Origin of the sequence: Streptomyces sp. NPDC021562 (assembly GCF_040640875.1) — a bacterium.
GTDB lineage: Bacteria > Actinomycetota > Actinomycetes > Streptomycetales > Streptomycetaceae > Streptomyces.
In genome coordinates, this window is the sequence record NZ_JBFACN010000045.1 from 30,764 (window position 1) to 45,100 (window position 14,337).

The 14,337-nt window shown below is 71.6% G+C and carries 14 protein-coding genes; 4 read left to right on the forward strand and 10 right to left on the reverse strand.

Annotation, left to right across the window (positions count from 1 at the left end; genetic code table 11):
• Positions 1–79: 79 nt before the first annotated feature.
• From AB0G52_RS39015 to AB0G52_RS39030, 4 genes are read right to left on the reverse strand one after another with little or no spacing between them, the layout of a single operon-like run.
• Positions 80–943 carry a hypothetical protein gene (locus AB0G52_RS39015; protein ID WP_132892112.1) on the reverse strand — a complete coding sequence of 288 codons (864 nt, stop codon included), beginning with the start codon at positions 941–943 and terminating at the stop codon, positions 80–82.
• Complete coding sequence (locus tag AB0G52_RS39020) at positions 940–1,839, reverse strand: ABC transporter permease (RefSeq protein WP_361343716.1); 900 nt, start codon at positions 1,837–1,839, stop codon at positions 940–942. The genes AB0G52_RS39015 and AB0G52_RS39020 overlap by 4 nt, the downstream gene beginning before the upstream one ends.
• Positions 1,836–2,714, reverse strand: a complete 879-nt coding sequence (locus AB0G52_RS39025) for an ABC transporter ATP-binding protein (protein ID WP_361343718.1) — start codon at positions 2,712–2,714, stop codon at positions 1,836–1,838. Before AB0G52_RS39025 ends, AB0G52_RS39020 begins: the two co-directional genes overlap by 4 nt.
• On the reverse strand, positions 2,714–3,097 hold the full coding sequence (locus AB0G52_RS39030) for a GntR family transcriptional regulator (RefSeq protein WP_361343721.1): 384 nt from the start codon (positions 3,095–3,097) through the stop codon (positions 2,714–2,716). Before AB0G52_RS39030 ends, AB0G52_RS39025 begins: the two co-directional genes overlap by 1 nt.
• A 155-nt stretch (positions 3,098–3,252) precedes the next feature.
• Here AB0G52_RS39030 and AB0G52_RS39035 point away from each other — a divergent pair, with 155 nt between their 5' ends.
• Positions 3,253–3,453: a hypothetical protein gene (locus tag AB0G52_RS39035; RefSeq protein ID WP_361343724.1), complete on the forward strand. Its 201-nt coding sequence runs from the start codon at positions 3,253–3,255 to the stop codon at positions 3,451–3,453.
• A gap of 7 nt (positions 3,454–3,460) precedes the next feature.
• Here AB0G52_RS39035 and mshD read toward each other — a convergent pair whose 3' ends face one another.
• Positions 3,461–4,390, reverse strand: coding sequence for a mycothiol synthase (mshD, locus tag AB0G52_RS39040; protein WP_361343727.1), 930 nt, complete (start codon positions 4,388–4,390; stop codon positions 3,461–3,463).
• Between the two features lie 168 nt (positions 4,391–4,558).
• On the opposite strand from mshD, the gene AB0G52_RS39045 reads away from it, so the two are divergent.
• The gene (locus tag AB0G52_RS39045) at positions 4,559–6,355 is read left to right on the forward strand and encodes a bifunctional metallophosphatase/5'-nucleotidase (protein ID WP_361343730.1); all 1,797 of its coding nucleotides are present in this window, start codon (positions 4,559–4,561) and stop codon (positions 6,353–6,355) included.
• A 635-nt stretch (positions 6,356–6,990) separates the two neighbouring features.
• Positions 6,991–8,778 (forward strand): ABC transporter ATP-binding protein, encoded by a 1,788-nt coding sequence (locus tag AB0G52_RS39050; protein ID WP_361343733.1) that lies wholly within the window; start codon positions 6,991–6,993, stop codon positions 8,776–8,778.
• Here the strand turns inward: AB0G52_RS39050 and AB0G52_RS39055 are convergent, their stop codons facing one another.
• Positions 8,779–9,522 (reverse strand): PH domain-containing protein, encoded by a 744-nt coding sequence (locus AB0G52_RS39055; protein ID WP_361343736.1) that lies wholly within the window; start codon positions 9,520–9,522, stop codon positions 8,779–8,781. It abuts the gene before it with no gap.
• Positions 9,523–9,716: 194 nt separating this feature from the next.
• Here AB0G52_RS39055 and AB0G52_RS39060 point away from each other — a divergent pair, with 194 nt between their 5' ends.
• Entirely contained in the window at positions 9,717–10,364 is a 648-nt protein-coding gene (locus AB0G52_RS39060; protein ID WP_361343739.1) for a Uma2 family endonuclease, read from the forward strand.
• A gap of 92 nt (positions 10,365–10,456) precedes the next feature.
• On the opposite strand, the gene AB0G52_RS39065 is transcribed toward AB0G52_RS39060, so the two are convergent.
• From AB0G52_RS39065 to AB0G52_RS39080, 4 genes are all read right to left on the reverse strand, one after another.
• A complete protein-coding gene (locus AB0G52_RS39065) occupies positions 10,457–11,884 on the reverse strand; it encodes a HAMP domain-containing sensor histidine kinase (RefSeq protein WP_361343742.1) in 1,428 nt (475 codons plus the stop codon).
• Positions 11,881–12,615 carry a response regulator transcription factor gene (locus AB0G52_RS39070; RefSeq protein ID WP_132892101.1) on the reverse strand — a complete coding sequence of 245 codons (735 nt, stop codon included), beginning with the start codon at positions 12,613–12,615 and terminating at the stop codon, positions 11,881–11,883. The genes AB0G52_RS39065 and AB0G52_RS39070 overlap by 4 nt, the downstream gene beginning before the upstream one ends.
• 88 nt (positions 12,616–12,703) lie before the next feature.
• Positions 12,704–12,943 (reverse strand): hypothetical protein, encoded by a 240-nt coding sequence (locus tag AB0G52_RS39075; protein ID WP_132892100.1) that lies wholly within the window; start codon positions 12,941–12,943, stop codon positions 12,704–12,706.
• Between the two features lie 48 nt (positions 12,944–12,991).
• On the reverse strand, positions 12,992–14,074 hold the full coding sequence (locus AB0G52_RS39080) for a trypsin-like peptidase domain-containing protein (protein WP_132892099.1): 1,083 nt from the start codon (positions 14,072–14,074) through the stop codon (positions 12,992–12,994).
• Positions 14,075–14,337: the final 263 nt, after the last annotated feature.

Sequence of the window (14,337 nt, forward strand, 5' to 3'; positions counted from 1 at the left end):
GATCCCGTACACCTTTCCCCCGACGGAGGGACGCACGGGACCGACGGCTCCGGCCCCGGGGCGGCCGGCGGGCCCCCGCTCACGCGGGGGAGGCGGGACGGCCCTTGAGTACCCGGAAGGAGCAGAGGACGGCGAGGGCGGCGACGGCGAGGACGATCGCGGTCTCGGTGAGGTGGAGCGGCCAGAAGTGGGACGCGGGGTGGTAGGCGGCGAAGCGCCCGTGCGCGTTCGACCCCTCGTCCACCACCCAGTCGCCGTCGGGCAGGTCGAAGGCGTTCGGCCCGGTACGGGTGTCGGTGGGCCACAGGTGCGGGCGGTAGTACGTCAGCACGGAGTTGAACAGCCACATCACCCCGGCCGCGGTCCCCAGCGCGGCCAGCGCCCGGCCCAGCAGCAGCGCGGTGAGCGTGCCGACGGCGAGCGCGCACAGGGCGTACGCCACCAGCAGCGGGCCGCGTGCGGCGAACGCCGAGGCGGAGGACCAGTCCGGTGGCCAGAGCGGGTCGGCGTGGGCGGCGAAGGCCCAGCGGAAGACCAGGACGAGGGTGGTGCCGCCCAGGGTGAGCGCGAGGGCGGCCAGCGCCAGCTTGGTGGCCAGCCAGCGGGCCGGGGTGATGCCCTGGGTCCACGCCAGCCGGGCCGTACCCGACTCCAGTTCACGCCCGATCAGGGCGCCGCCCGCGAAGGCGGCGGCGCCGACGAAGGCGTAGGTGATCAGCGTGCCGACCCAGTCCATCTGGGTCGGGTGGGCGAGCAGGGAGGAGAGCCGGCCGCAGCTGTCGGCGCAGGCCAGGCCCCGCAGGTCCGGCTCCTTCGCGGCGCCCTCCGTCAGCCACGCCAGCCAGCCGCACGTCCCCGCCACGAACAGGGTCCAGATCAGCAGGGCCGGCCGGTGCAGCCGCAGCACGGTCCGGGGGAGCCCCGTCAGCGTCGGCGCGGTCATCCCCGGGCCGCCTTTCCGGTCAGGCGGCGCAGCGCCAGGTAGCAGCCGAGGGTGAGCAGGGCCGTGACGGCGAGGAGGAGGGCCGTGGCGGTCAGCTGGAGCGGCCAGTAGTGGGCGTAAGGGTGATACGCGACGTGGTACCGACCTCCGGTCCTGCCACCGCTCACCTGCCAGGACCCGGACGGCGAGTAGAAGAAGCCCGGTCGGGTGCGGCCGAGTGCCGGCCACAGGTGGGGCAGCAGGACCTGGGTGGAGACGCAGATCGCGCCCGTCAGCAGCAGGGCGACGAACAGCGCGGGCAGCGCGCGCCGCAGCAGCAGCCCTGCCAGGGCGCCCGCGGCCAGGCCCGTGAGGGTGAGGGCGACGATCGTGGGGCCGTTGGTGTGGAAGGTGAAGAGGTCGTACCAGGGCGCGGCCGTGTCGATACGGCCCCGGCCCGCGGTCCAGACCAGGTGGTGCAGCCAGGCCAGCAGGCCCGTCCCCGCGGTGACGGCGGCGGCCGGGACCGCCAGCCGGACGGTCAGCCAGCGGACCGGGCTGCTGGACTGCGCCCAGGCCAACCGGGCCGTCCCCGACTCCAGTTCCCTGCCGACGAGCGCCCCGCCCGCCCACGCGGCCACGAGGAAGGGCAGCGCGCACACGGTCAGGGTGCCGTAGTTGTACCAGTCCTTGTAGCGCAGGATCGCGTTCTGGTCGTACGGGCACGGGCCGCTGAACGCGCAGTGGTCGTACTGCCGCCAGCCCTCGGCGGCCGCGTCGGCGAACGGGCCCCGCAGGAGGACCAGCAGGACGGCGGTGAGCAGGACGAGGGCCGTCCAGGCGTACAGCGCGGGCCGGTGCAGGCGCAGCGTCCAGCGGGTCAGGCGGGGCCTCATGGGTACGGTGAGGGCGGTCATACGGCGGCCTCGGCGGGGACCAGGGCCGGAGCCTCGGGGTTGCGGAGGTGGCCGAGGACCAGCTCTTCCAGGGTGGGGCTGTCGGTGTCCCAGTCGTCGGGCAGCGGGCCGGTCGGGCGGACCAGGGCGCTGAGCCGGCGGCCGGTGGTGCGGGACTCGACGACGGTGTGCGGGGCGAGCGGGGCGTCGGCGGGGGCGCCGACCCGGCGGTGGGCGGCCAGCAGGTCGTCGATCCCGCCGGCCAGCCGAACCCGGCCGCCGCCGATCAGCAGCAGGTGGTCGCAGGAGTCCTCGAGTTCGGCGACCACGTGCGAGGACATCGCGATGGTGGTGCCGTACTGGGCGGCCTGCACCATCAGCACGCCCATCAGTTCGTGCCGGGCCAGGGGGTCGAGGTCGGCCATCGGCTCGTCGAGGAGCAGCAGTTCGGGCCGCTTGCCGAGGGCGAGGGCGAGCGCGACGCGGGTGCGCTGGCCGCCGGAGAGGGTGCGGATCCTGGACCTCGGGTCCAGTGCGCCGGCCGTCACGATCCGCTCGGCGGCCGCCGCGTCCCAGCGCCCGGGGTTGAGGTCGGCGCCCATCCGGAGCGTCTCGGCGACCGTGAGCTGCGGGTACAGCGGCTTGTCCTGGGCGACGTAGCCGACCCGGGTGCGGGCCCCGGCCGGGGTGGTGCCGAGGACGGTCAGGCCGCCCTCGGTGGCGCCCAGCAGACCGGCGGCGAGGGCGAGGAGCGTGGACTTGCCCGCTCCGTTGGGGCCGACGACGGCACAGACCCGCCCCGCGGGCAGCCGGAAGGTGCAGTCGCGCAGCGCCCAGCCCCCGCGCCGGCCGAACCGCTTGCCCAGCGCCGAGGCCGCTATCGCGGTGTCGGTCATCAGTTGTCTCCCTGAAAGTGCTTTTCCAGTACGGCGGTGAAGAGCGCGGCCACGTCGTCGCGGTCCAGGCCGGCCTCGCGGGCCCGTGCGGCCCAGGTCTCCAGCTCCCCGCGCAGGGGGGACTCGGCCGGTGCGGTCCCCAGGGCGCGTCTCACGAAGGTGCCGAGACCGCGCCGGGCCTCGACCAGGCCCTCGCGCTCCAGCTCCCGGTAGGCCTTGAGGACGGTGTTGGGGTTGATGGCGGTGGCCTCGACCACCTCACGGGCGGTGGGCAGCCTGTCTCCCGGCCGCAGGTGACCCAGGCGCAGGGCCTGCTTGGTCTGCTGGACGATCTGGACGTAGGTGGCGACGCCGGAGCGCCGGTCGATGCGGTACTCGACCACCCGTACAACCACCCTTTCACTAATGAAGTAGTGAAAGGGTGGTGGAAGCCGCCCCGGAAAGTCAAACGGAGCGGCTGTGGGCGCTCACGGCCGACGCGGGCATGATGAGGAGGGCGGCGGATCAACCGCCGGGCGGGCGGGACGAGGAGACGGGCATGGACAACCCCTTTCGCGACGGAGGGCCGGCCGAGAGAGCCATGCCCTGGCTCTCGGCGGCCGTCGTCCTGCTCCTCGCCGGGGCCACCCTCGCCGGTGGCGCCGCACCGCTCGTCAAGGCACTCGCCGCGGCGGTCGCCGTCGCCGTGCTGGGCAGGTCCGCCCGCCTGATCAACCGCGGGCGGCCGCCGGGGCGGTGAGGTGGGGTCAGGTCTCCGTGCGGTACATCAGGTCCGTCTCGTGGGTGGTGAAGCCCAGGCGTTCGTAGACCGTCACCGCCGCCGTGTTGTCCGCGTCGACGTACAGCATCGCCGTCGGCAGGCCGCGTCCGGCGAGGTGGCGCAGGCCGATCGTGGTGAGGGACTTGCCGAGGCCGCCGCCCTGGGCGGCGGGGGAGACGCCTAGGACGTACACCTCGCCCAGGCCCTCCTCCTCGTGCACCTTCGTCCAGTGGAAGCCGACGAGTTCGCCCCCGCGCTCCGCCAGGAAGAAGCCGGCCGGGTCGAACCAGGGCTGGGCCTTGCGGTCGTCGAGGTCGCGCTGGGTGAGCGAGCCCTGTTCGGGGTGGTGGGCGAAGGCGGCGGCGTTCAGGGCGAGCCAGGCCGCGTCGTCCTTGCCGGGCACGAAGGCACGGACCGTCACGCCCTCCGGGAGCTTCGGGTCGGGCAGGTCGAGGTCCGTCAACGGACGGCGCAGCTGGCGCAGTTCGCGGAACAGGCTGAGGCCGAGGACCTGGGCGAGGTGACGGGCCGCCGCGTGCCCGCCGTGCGCCCACACCCGCAGCCGCTTGCCGGTCGCCGCCAGCAGCGCGCTGCCCAGGGCGCGGCCGTGCCCGTGCCCCCGGTGGGACGGGTGGACGACCAGTTCGGCGGCCGGTGCCTCCACCGGGTCCGTGTCCTCCAGCTGGGCGTAGCCCACGAGTTCGCCGCCGACGGTGAGGAGCAGATGGGAGACGCCGTCCCGGGCACCCCCGCGCAGCTGGAGGCGGCCCTGCTCGGACACCGGCTGCTGGCCGTCGGCCCGCGCGGCCTCCGTGAGCAGCGAGAGGACGGCCTCGGCCTGGTCCTCGGTGAGCGCCGAGCAGGTGTCGACGGAGCGGGAGTACATGGGCGGCCGTGCGGTGTCGTCGCTGGTCATGCGTACGAGGGTACGGGCCCGCACGGCCGGAACGGGTGCACGGGTGAAGGTAAAGGGCGAGGCAAAAGGCAACCAGGATGTAACCAAGAAACCTCTGTTGCGCTACGCGCGTTGACCCTAGGCTGCGCCGGACCGGGCCACTTCTCAGCAGACCCACAGGGGGGTTTCATGCCGGCCACTTCCCGCCCGTCCGGACGCCGCGCCTACGCCGTGCTCGCGTCCGCCGTCGGGCTCGCCACCGCCGCCGCGCTCGCGAGCGCGCTGCCCGCCGACGCGCACACCGGCGGCGGGCACGGACACCCGCGGCCGGGCCGCTACCAGGACGTCCAGCTGCTCTCCTTCAACGACCTGCACGGCAACCTCGAACCGCCGGCGGGCTCCTCCGGCCGGGTCACCGAGACCGAGGCCGACGGGACGACGAAGACGGTCGACGCGGGCGGTGTGGAGTACCTCGCCACGCACCTGCGCGAGGCCCGTGCGGGCCACCCGTACTCCGTGACGGCCGCCGGTGGCGACATGGTCGGCGCCTCCCCGCTGATCTCCGGGCTCTTCCACGACGAGCCCACCATCGAGGCGTTGAACGACCTCGACCTGGACGTGACGACGGTCGGCAACCACGAGTTCGACGAGGGCGCGAAGGAACTCGCCCGCCTCCAGAACGGCGGCTGCCACCCCACCGACGGCTGCTACACCGACAAGCGCTTCAAGGGCGCCGACTTCCCCTACCTCGCCGCCAACGTCCTCGACGAGAAGACGCACAAGCCGATCCTCAAGCCGTACTGGGTCTGGCAGAAGAAGGACGTGCGGATCGGGTTCATCGGCGTGACCCTGGAGGGCACGCCGGGCATCGTCTCCGCCGACGGCGTCAAGGGCCTCGCCTTCGAGGACGAGGTCGAGACGATCAACAAGTACGCCAGGGTGCTCCAGCGCCAGGGCGTCCAGTCGATCGTGGCGCTGGTCCACGAGGGCGGCTTCCCGAGCTCGTCGTCGTACAACTACGACTGCGACGCGCCGGGTGCCGGTGCCGGCGTCTCCGGTCCGATCGTCGACATCGCGAAGAACGTGACCCCGGCGGTGGACGCCCTCGTCACCGGCCACACCCACAACGCGTACGTCTGCACGATCGACGACCCGGCCGGCAACCCCCGCATGGTCACCTCGGCCGCCTCCTTCGGCCGCCTGTACACCGACACCACCCTCACGTACGACCGCCGCACCGGCGACATCGCGCGTACGGCCGTGAAGTCCGCGAACCGCGTGGTCACCCGGGACGTCGCCAAGGCCCCCGACATGACCCGGCTGATCGGCAAGTGGAACGCCCTCGCCGCCCCCATCGGCAACCGCCCGATCGGCTACATCTCCGCCGACGTGGCCAACACCGGCACCGAGTCCCCGATGGGCGACCTGATCGCCGACGCCCAGTTCGCCTACGGCAGGGAGCTGGACCCGGAGACCGACCTGGCGCTGATGAACCCGGGCGGGGTGCGCGCCGGCCTCACCTACGCGGCCAAGGCCGGTGAGGGCGACGGGGTCGTCACCTACGCCGAGGGCTTCACGGTCCAGCCGTTCGCCAACACCGTGAACCTCCAGAGCTTCACGGGTGCCCAGCTGGTCCAGGTCCTCAAGGAGCAGGTGAGCGGGGGCAACGCGGCGGCGCCGAAGATCCTCCAGCCGTCGCGGAACCTGACGTACACCCTGGACCTGACGAAGACCGGCGCGGACCGCGTCGTCGGCGACTCGATCCGCCTCGACGGCAAGGCGATCGACCCGGCCGCCACCTACCGCGTCGCCACCAACTCCTTCCTCGCGGGGGGCGGCGACGGCTTCACCACCCTCGGCCAGGGCACCGACGACCTGGTCGGCACGGACGACCTGTCCGCCCTGGCGCGGTACCTGACGGCCAACTCCTCGGCGACGAGCCCCCTCGCGCCGCCGGCCGCCGACCGCATCACGATCGTGCGGTAGGCACCCCGAGGAGCAGACCCGCCGAGGGCCCGGTACGCGCGCGTACCGGGCCCTTTCTGCTGGATAAAACCTGTGTGAAGCGTCCTTCGGTTCCAGATTGCTCCTGAAAATTTAACTCAGTCGCAATTCATCGAGGTCTCATTGCAAATGGCTTTTTCGGGCGGCTGGGACGCGTAATGTCTTCCATGTCGAAAGCGAACGGCGCGGACGACAGAGCGAACGAATCGAAGGAGAAGACCATGAGCTTCCACAAGATTGTCCCGGTCAAGAAGCACCAGAAGCCCGCCCCGGCCCCGAAGAAGCCCGCCCCGAAGAAGCCGGCTCCGAAGCGTCGTCCCATCGGCGACGAGCGCTGACAAATAATTCACAGAAGTAATTCACAGCAGTTCACAGCAATTCACGACAGAGAGGTACACCGTCATGAGCTTCCGCAAGATCGCCCCGGTCAAGAAGCACCACGAGCCCGCCCCGGCCCCGAAGAAGCCCGCGCCGAAGAAGCCGGCTCCGAAGCGCCGCCGTCCGGTGGACAACGGCTGAGGCAGCGCACAGTCAGGCGGGGTCACCGGTCAGGCCTGGTAGCGACCGGTGGCCCCGCCTCGGCCGTGCGCGCCCGCGACTGAAGGGAGTTGACGACCATGAGAGAGGCCCGTGCCGCCTTCCGCCGCTTCTGGCCGCTGACCCGCGGCGACCGCAAGTGGCTCTGGATGATCATCACGTGCGTGGTGGTGTCCGCGCTCGCCGAGACCGCCGCGATCCTGCTCTTCGCGGACCTCACCGACAACGCCCTCAAGGCCGGTTCGCTGTCCGCCTTCTGGGGCCCGGCCGGCGCCTGGCTGCTGGTCGCCGCGGTCGGCGCGTCCGTCGGCTACCTCGGCAACTCGCTGGCCACCTGGACCGCCGAGAGATTCGTGCTGCGCCTGCGCGCCAAGGTCTTCCGGCACGTCCAGGACCTGCCCCCGCACTTCTTCCAGCGGCACCGTCAGGGCGACCTGGTCGAACGCCTCACCGGTGACGTCGAGGCCATCGAGCAGATGGTCGTCTCCGGTGTCGTCGGCACCGTCGCCGCCGCGTTCTCCGCCGTCTTCTACGCGACCGCCGCCTGCTGGCTGCGCTGGGACCTGGCGCTGGCCGCCTTCGTCCTCGCGCCCCTGTTCCTGTTCGCCGCCCGCCGCTTCTCCGGCCGGATCAGGACCGCCGCCCAGGACGAGCGGGTCGCCGACGGCGCGATCACCTCCGTGGTCGAGGAGTCCCTCGGCAACGTCGTCCTCACCCAGGCCTACAACCGCCGCCGGGACGAGGAGAAGCGCCTCGACGTCGAGGCCCGCGCATGGCTGCGGGCGAGCGTGCGCGGGGCCCGGCTCAGCGAGATGTACGCCCAGTTCGTCGAGGTCGTGGAGACCCTCTGCGTGCTCGCCGTCATCGGCCTGGGCGTCTGGGAGATCTCCGCGGACCGCATGACCCTCGGTCAGCTCCTCGCCTTCGCCGCCTTCCTCGGCTACCTCTACCCGCCGGTCCGCAACCTCGGCCAGCTCGGCCTCACCCTCACCGCGGCCACCGCGGGCGCGGAGCGCATCGGCGAGATCCTGGACGCCGAGCCCGCCGTCACCGACCCCGCCGAACCCGTCGGCCCCTGGCCGGTCCACGGCCGGGTCAGCTTCCACGACGTCTCCTTCCGCTACCCGCAGTCCCCCCGCGCCTCCCTCCGGAACATCGGCTTCACGGCCGGGCCCGGCGAACTGGTCCTGGTCACCGGCAAGAGCGGCGCCGGCAAGTCCACCGTCGCCAAGCTCCTCACCCGCTTCTACGACCCCTCCGCCGGCGTGATCCGCCTGGACGGCGTACCGCTCACCGACGTACCCCTGGAGTTCCTCCGCGAGAACGTCGCCCTGCTCCCGCAGCAGACGCTCGTCCTCAACGGCACGGTCCGCGAGAACATCGCCTGCGGCCGCCCCGGCGCCACGGACACCGAGATCGAGCAGGCCGCACGGGACGCCGCGGCCCACGCCTTCATCACCGCGCTCCCCGAGGGCTACGACACCCCCGTCGCCCCCGGCACGGCCGCTCTCTCCGGCGGCCAGCTCCAGCGGATCGCCATCGCCCGAGCGATGCTCCGCGCCGCCCCGGTCCTCGTCCTGGACGAGCCGACGGCGGGCCTGGACGCGATCGCCGCCCGCCAGGTCGTCGCCCCGCTGCGCACCCTGATGGCGGGCCGTACGACCATCATGATCACGCACGACCTCACGCTCGCCCCCGACGCGGACCGCATCCTGGTCGTGGACCGGGGCCGCCTGGTGGAGGCGGGCACCCACGCCGAACTCCTCGCCCACGGCGGCGCCTACGCGGACCTCGCCCACCCCCTCCCGGAGACGATCGCGGCGGACCAGACCCCCGCCCTGGACGAGACGATGATCCTCAGGTGGTAGCTAGGGCTGCGGGGTGAGGGACCGCGGCGGGCGGACGCTCCAGTACCACTGGAGGAGCGCACCCAGGACGACGCCGACGGCCACCGGGACGCACACGATCAGCAGGAAGGGATGGTCCGAGCGCCCGGTGACGATCAGTCCGAAGCCGACCACCAGCATGAGGAACGCCGACCCGATCGTCCCGTACGCCCCCCACAGCCACGCCCTGCGGCGCACGGCCCCCCGCCGGATCCGCTCCTCGGCGTCCGGGCGCGGCTCCCAGGTGAGGCTGCGCAGCGGCGCGGCGGCCAGGCACAGCTCGGCGACCTCGGCGTAGGGGTCGTCCAGCTGCCAGTCGTTGAGCTGCCACAGCAGGAAGCGGCGGCCCCGGTAGTCGTACAGGTAGGTGAGCCACTGGGGCGCCCCCTGCCCGGAACCGCGCGGGGCCTGCTCGACCCGGATGTCGTATATCTCGGACCAGGCCCAGGTCCGCGCACGCACCGGCCCCTGCGCGGTGATGCCGGCGGCCGTGACCCTGGTGTGCGCCCGGAACTGCTCCAGCGCGACCCGCGTGACCGCCAGGACCAGCAGCACCGCGAAGACCGGCGGCCCCCACCGGCCGCTGCCGTCCCCGCCCGGGTCTCCGTAGAACCGGCTGGTCTGGATGAACGCGTTCACCACCAGCACCCCCGGCACGACGAGGTACGCCAGCGGCGGCCTCCGCCGCCTCCGGTACTCCCGCTCGCCGACTCCACCTTCGTCCACGACCCGTGCCCCTCCCCTGACGCACCGAACAGGCGCGCGACTGGGGAGAGAGTAAGCCCGCGAACCGTTTCGGCTTCGCTCGAACGGGTGATCTGGAGTCATTTCCCCAGGTCACCGGGGCGGCCTTACCTACCGTGATCGCGTTGCTTGTGTCGCAGGCACGCCCAGCCCACACTTGAGGAGGTGGTGTCACCTTGACCGCTCTCGCACAGGAGAGGCCCAAGACCATGTCCGAGGCGCAGGCCGAACTCTTCGACGGACCCGATCTGGACGAGGTCCTGTGGCAGGCATGGAAGGCCATGGAACTCCCCGAGGGCTACCGAGCCGAGATCATCGAGGGAGCCATCGAGGTGTCGCCCACCGGTCGTCTGTCCCACGCTCAAATCGTCAACCGCCTCCGCAACGCACTGGTGCGGTTCCTGGGTGAGGGAGAGCACGCGGCGTTTCAGGACACCAACGTCATCCACGAGCGCAAGGGATGGATTCCTGACATCCTCATCGCTCCCGAAGACCTGGAGCCGCACGGAGACGAGGAACAACTGGGGGTGGCTGCTTCTGCTGTCGCCCTCATCGCCGAGGTCGTCTCACCCGGCAAGCGCAACCAGGACCGAGACCGTGTCCGTAAGCGCCGTGAGTACGCCCGCGCCGGCATCCCCGTCTACGTGATCATCGACGATTATGACAGCCACGGCACGGTCACGGTCCTCACTGAACCTGACCCCGACAAGGCCGACTGGGTGGGAGTCCACCGCGTCCCCTACGGCACCGAGGTCACCGTTCCCGAAGGCCCGGCGAAGGGCTTCGTGATCGGGGAGGCGATCACGGGACCGAAGCGCGTGTGACGCAAGGGGGTGGACGAAGTACAGCTTCGTTCGCCGAACCGAAGATCCGCAGACCGTGGTGGAAGAGCTGTTCTGGAGGGAACCCGAGCCGCCTACGGGGCCTCTGGGGGAGCCGTAGGGGCGCCCGGTAGGCGTACCGTTGCGACCGTGCCACCGCCCTCTGCGCGGGCAAGGACGACCTCGCCGCCCGCCTGCTGCACTGTGCGGGCCACGATGGAGAGGCCGAGGCCGGAGCCGGGGAGGGCGCGGGCCGACGGGGAGCGCCAGAAGCGGTCGAAGACGTGGGGGAGTTCGTCCTCCGCGATGCCGGGGCCGTGGTCGCGGACCGTGAGGACGCCCCGGTCCAGGGCCACCTCGATGGTGCCGCCCTCGGGGCTGAACTTCACCGCGTTGTCGAGGATGTTGACGATCGCCCGCTCCAGGGCGGAGGGTTCCGCGCGTACGAACCAGGGCTGGACGTCCGCCGTGATCGTCAGCTCCGGGCCGCGCAGACGGGCGCGGCGCAGGGCCGCCTCGACCGTGTCCTGAAGGGCGACGACCTGGACGCGTTCGCCGCGCTGCCCCTCCGAGCGGGACAACTCCTGGAGGTCGCCGATCAGCGAGGCCAGCTCGGTCATCTGGGCCTTCACCGAGGCGAGCAGCGCCTTGCGGTCGGCGGGCGGGAGCGGGCGGCCGGTCTCCTCGCTGCGGGTGAGCAGTTCGATGTTCGTGCGGAGCGACGTGAGGGGGGTGCGCAGCTCGTGACCGGCGTCCGCGATGAGCTGCTGCTGGAGCTCGCGGGAGCTGGCCAGGGACGTGGTCATGCTGTTGAAGGAGCGGGAGAGCCGGGCCACCTCGTCGTCCGCCTCCTTCTCCACCGGAATGCGGACGCTGAGGTCCTCGGTGCGGGCAACGTGTTCGACGGCCTCGGTGAGTTCGTCGATGGGGCGCAGACCGGCCCGGGCGACCGCGAGGCCCGCGGCTCCCGCGCCGAGGACTCCGACACCGGAGACGAGCAGGAGGATCAGGGCGAGGTCGTTGAGGGTGTTCTGGGTGCTCTTCAGGGGAAGCGCGTTGACCAGTCCGATGTAGGAGCCGCTCCGGGTCGCGAACACCTGGGTCATCACGCGTACCGCGGCGCCGTCCTTGTCGGTGCCGTTGCGGAAGTAGAGCGTGCCGGTGTCTCCGCTCCTGATGACGTTCTTGTCGTCCTGGGTGACCTTGACCTCGTCCGTGGAGCCGGGCATGAGGCAGATCGTGCCGTCCGCCATGACCACCTGGCCGTAGTTGCTCCGGTAGTTGGTGTTGCCCTGGGGCGACTCGGAGCAGTCGGCGAGGGCGACGTCTATGGCCGCGCCCACTGCCGGCCCGTGCTGCTGCCTCTCCAGGTCGTTCCTTAGCTGGTCGTACAGCTTTCCCTGGACGATGAACCAGCACGTCACCGAGACCGCCGCCACCGCGAACGCCACCGCTGCCGCGACCAGCATCGACAGGCGGGCGCGGATCGGGAGGGCGCGGAAGCGGCGGGCGAGGGTGTTCACTCGGCGCCGCCCTGGCGCAGGACGTACCCGACGCCGCGCACGGTGTGGACGAGGCGGGGTTCGCCGCCCGCCTCGGTCTTGCGGCGGAGGTACATGACGTACACGTCGAGGGAGTTGGAGGAGGGCTCGAAGTCGAAGCCCCAGACGGCCTTGAGGATCTGCTCGCGGGTGAGGACCTGGCGCGGGTGTGCCATGAACATCTCCAGGAGGGTGAACTCGGTACGGGTGAGTTCCACCTGGCGGCCGGCCCGGGTCACCTCCCGTGTCGCGAGGTCCATGCGCAGGTCGCCGAAGGTGAGCGCCTCGTCCTCCTGGGCCGCTTCGGACACGGAGGCCGCGTAGGAGCTGCGGCGCAGCAGCGCCCGGATGCGGGCGAAGAGTTCGTCCAGCTCGAAGGGCTTGACCAGGTAGTCGTCGGCCCCCGCGTCGAGCCCGGTGACCCGGTCGCCGACCGTGTCGCGGGCCGTCAGCATCAGGATGGGGGTGGTGTCGCCCGCCCCGCGGATCCGGCGGGCCGCGGTCATCCCGTCCATCCGCGGCATCTGGATGTCCAGGACGATCAGGTCCGGCTTGTAGGCGGTGGCCTTCTCCAGGGCGTCCGCGCCGTCGACGGCGACCTCGGTCTCGTACCCCTCGAAGGCGAGGCTGCGCTGGAGCGCTTCGCGTACGGCCGGCTCGTCGTCGACGATCAGGATGCGCTGGGGGTCACGGTCGCCTTCGGCGGGGCTCATCGCTCGCGTTTCCTCGGGGTGCGGTGGGTCTCGGTCGGGACGTCTCTCAGCCTCGCATGTTTCCGGGCTGTCGCGTATGCGCGGCGGCTCAGCCGCGGACCAGGGTCATGCGGCTCAGCGGCACCTTGCGCTGGTGCGGCCGGGCGGCGGAGGTGCGCAGGCCCATCAGCTGCGGAGCCGGCACCAGCTCCGGGGCGCGGGGGGCCGGGGTCGCCGGGGTCGGCGGGGCCGCCTCGGTCGGGGCGTGGAGTTCGTACGCCACCGCGAGGGCCAGCGCGAGGTCGGCGGGGGCGTTGCCGGTCACCTGGTGCGAAACCTGCTTGATCATGACGTACTCCCTGCTACGTGACTGCGTGACTACGTGCGTGCCGGTGGTTCAGCTGGTGGAGCCGGACCGCAGCTTGGCCAGGTCGGCCTTCACGGTGTTGATCGGGATGGCGAAGCCGAGGCCGACGCTGCCCGCGTCCGAGGAGGACGAGGAGGAGCTGGAACTGGCCGAGTACATCGCCGAGTTGATGCCGATGATGTTGCCGCCGGCGTCGATGAGGGCGCCGCCGGAGTTGCCGGGGTTCAACGAGGCGTCCGTCTGGATGGCCTTGTACGTCGTGGTCGACGAACCGGTGTCGCCGTTGAACTGGCGGCCGCCGAACGAGAACGGCCACTGGCCGTCGCCGCCCTGGCCCTGCTGGTCCTGGCCCTCGTCGGTGGAGACGGTGACGTCCCGGTTGAGCGCGGAGACGATGCCGCTGGTGACGGTGCCGCTCAGGCCCTCGGGGGAGCCGATCGCCACGACCGTGTCGCCGACCTGGACGCCGTCGGAGTTGCCGAGGGTGGCGACCTTGAGACCGGAGGCGCCCTGGAGCTTGATGAGCGCGAGGTCCTTGGCGCTGTCGGTGCCGACGACCTTGGCGGTGTACGACTTGCCGGTGCTGGTCGTCACCTTTATGGACTGGGCGCCGGAGATCACGTGGTTGTTGGTGACGATCTGGCCGTCACTGGTGATGATCACGCCGGAACCGGTGGAGGTGCCGTTGCTGAGGGTCGCGGTGATCTCCACGACGCTCGGGCTGACGGCGGCGGCGATCGCGGCGACGTCGCCCTTCTTGCTGGAGGGGACCACGTTGGTGGTGGTGCTGCTGGAGACGACCTCGTCCTTGCCGGTCAGCTCCTGGAAGCCGTACGCCGTGGCGCCGCCGACCGCCGCGGCGACGATCGCGACCGCCGCGAGCAGGGCCATCGGGCCGCGGGCCCGCTTCTTCCTGCCGTGGACCGAGTGCTCGGCGCCGTCGGGCTGCTGCGCCGCCTGCCCCGGCTGGTGCGAGGGCGGGGGCGGCCACTCCGGGTTCACGGGGGCGGGAGCGGAGGCGTGCTGCTGCTGGGGGTACGCGCCCTGGTAGGCGTCACCTTGGGGACCCTGCGGGTTCTCGTACTCGCCGCTGCGGCGGAAGCTCTCGGTCATGACTAGAAGCTTGTCCCGCGACCATGAGAGCTTCCTGAGTGCCCGCTGAGAACGCCGCGAGAACCTCGTTTGCCCGATATAAGGAACCTTCTCGCAGGTCGGGGGAGGTTCTCATGGGCCGTTCATGAAGGTGTTTCCTGTGCGTGCGGCCCAGTGGGGGCTTGTCGCGCAGTTCCCCGCGCCCCTTACCAGGCGGGGAACTTAATGCGTTAGCTGCGGCACCGACGACGTGGAATGTCGCCAACACCTAGTTCCCACCGTTT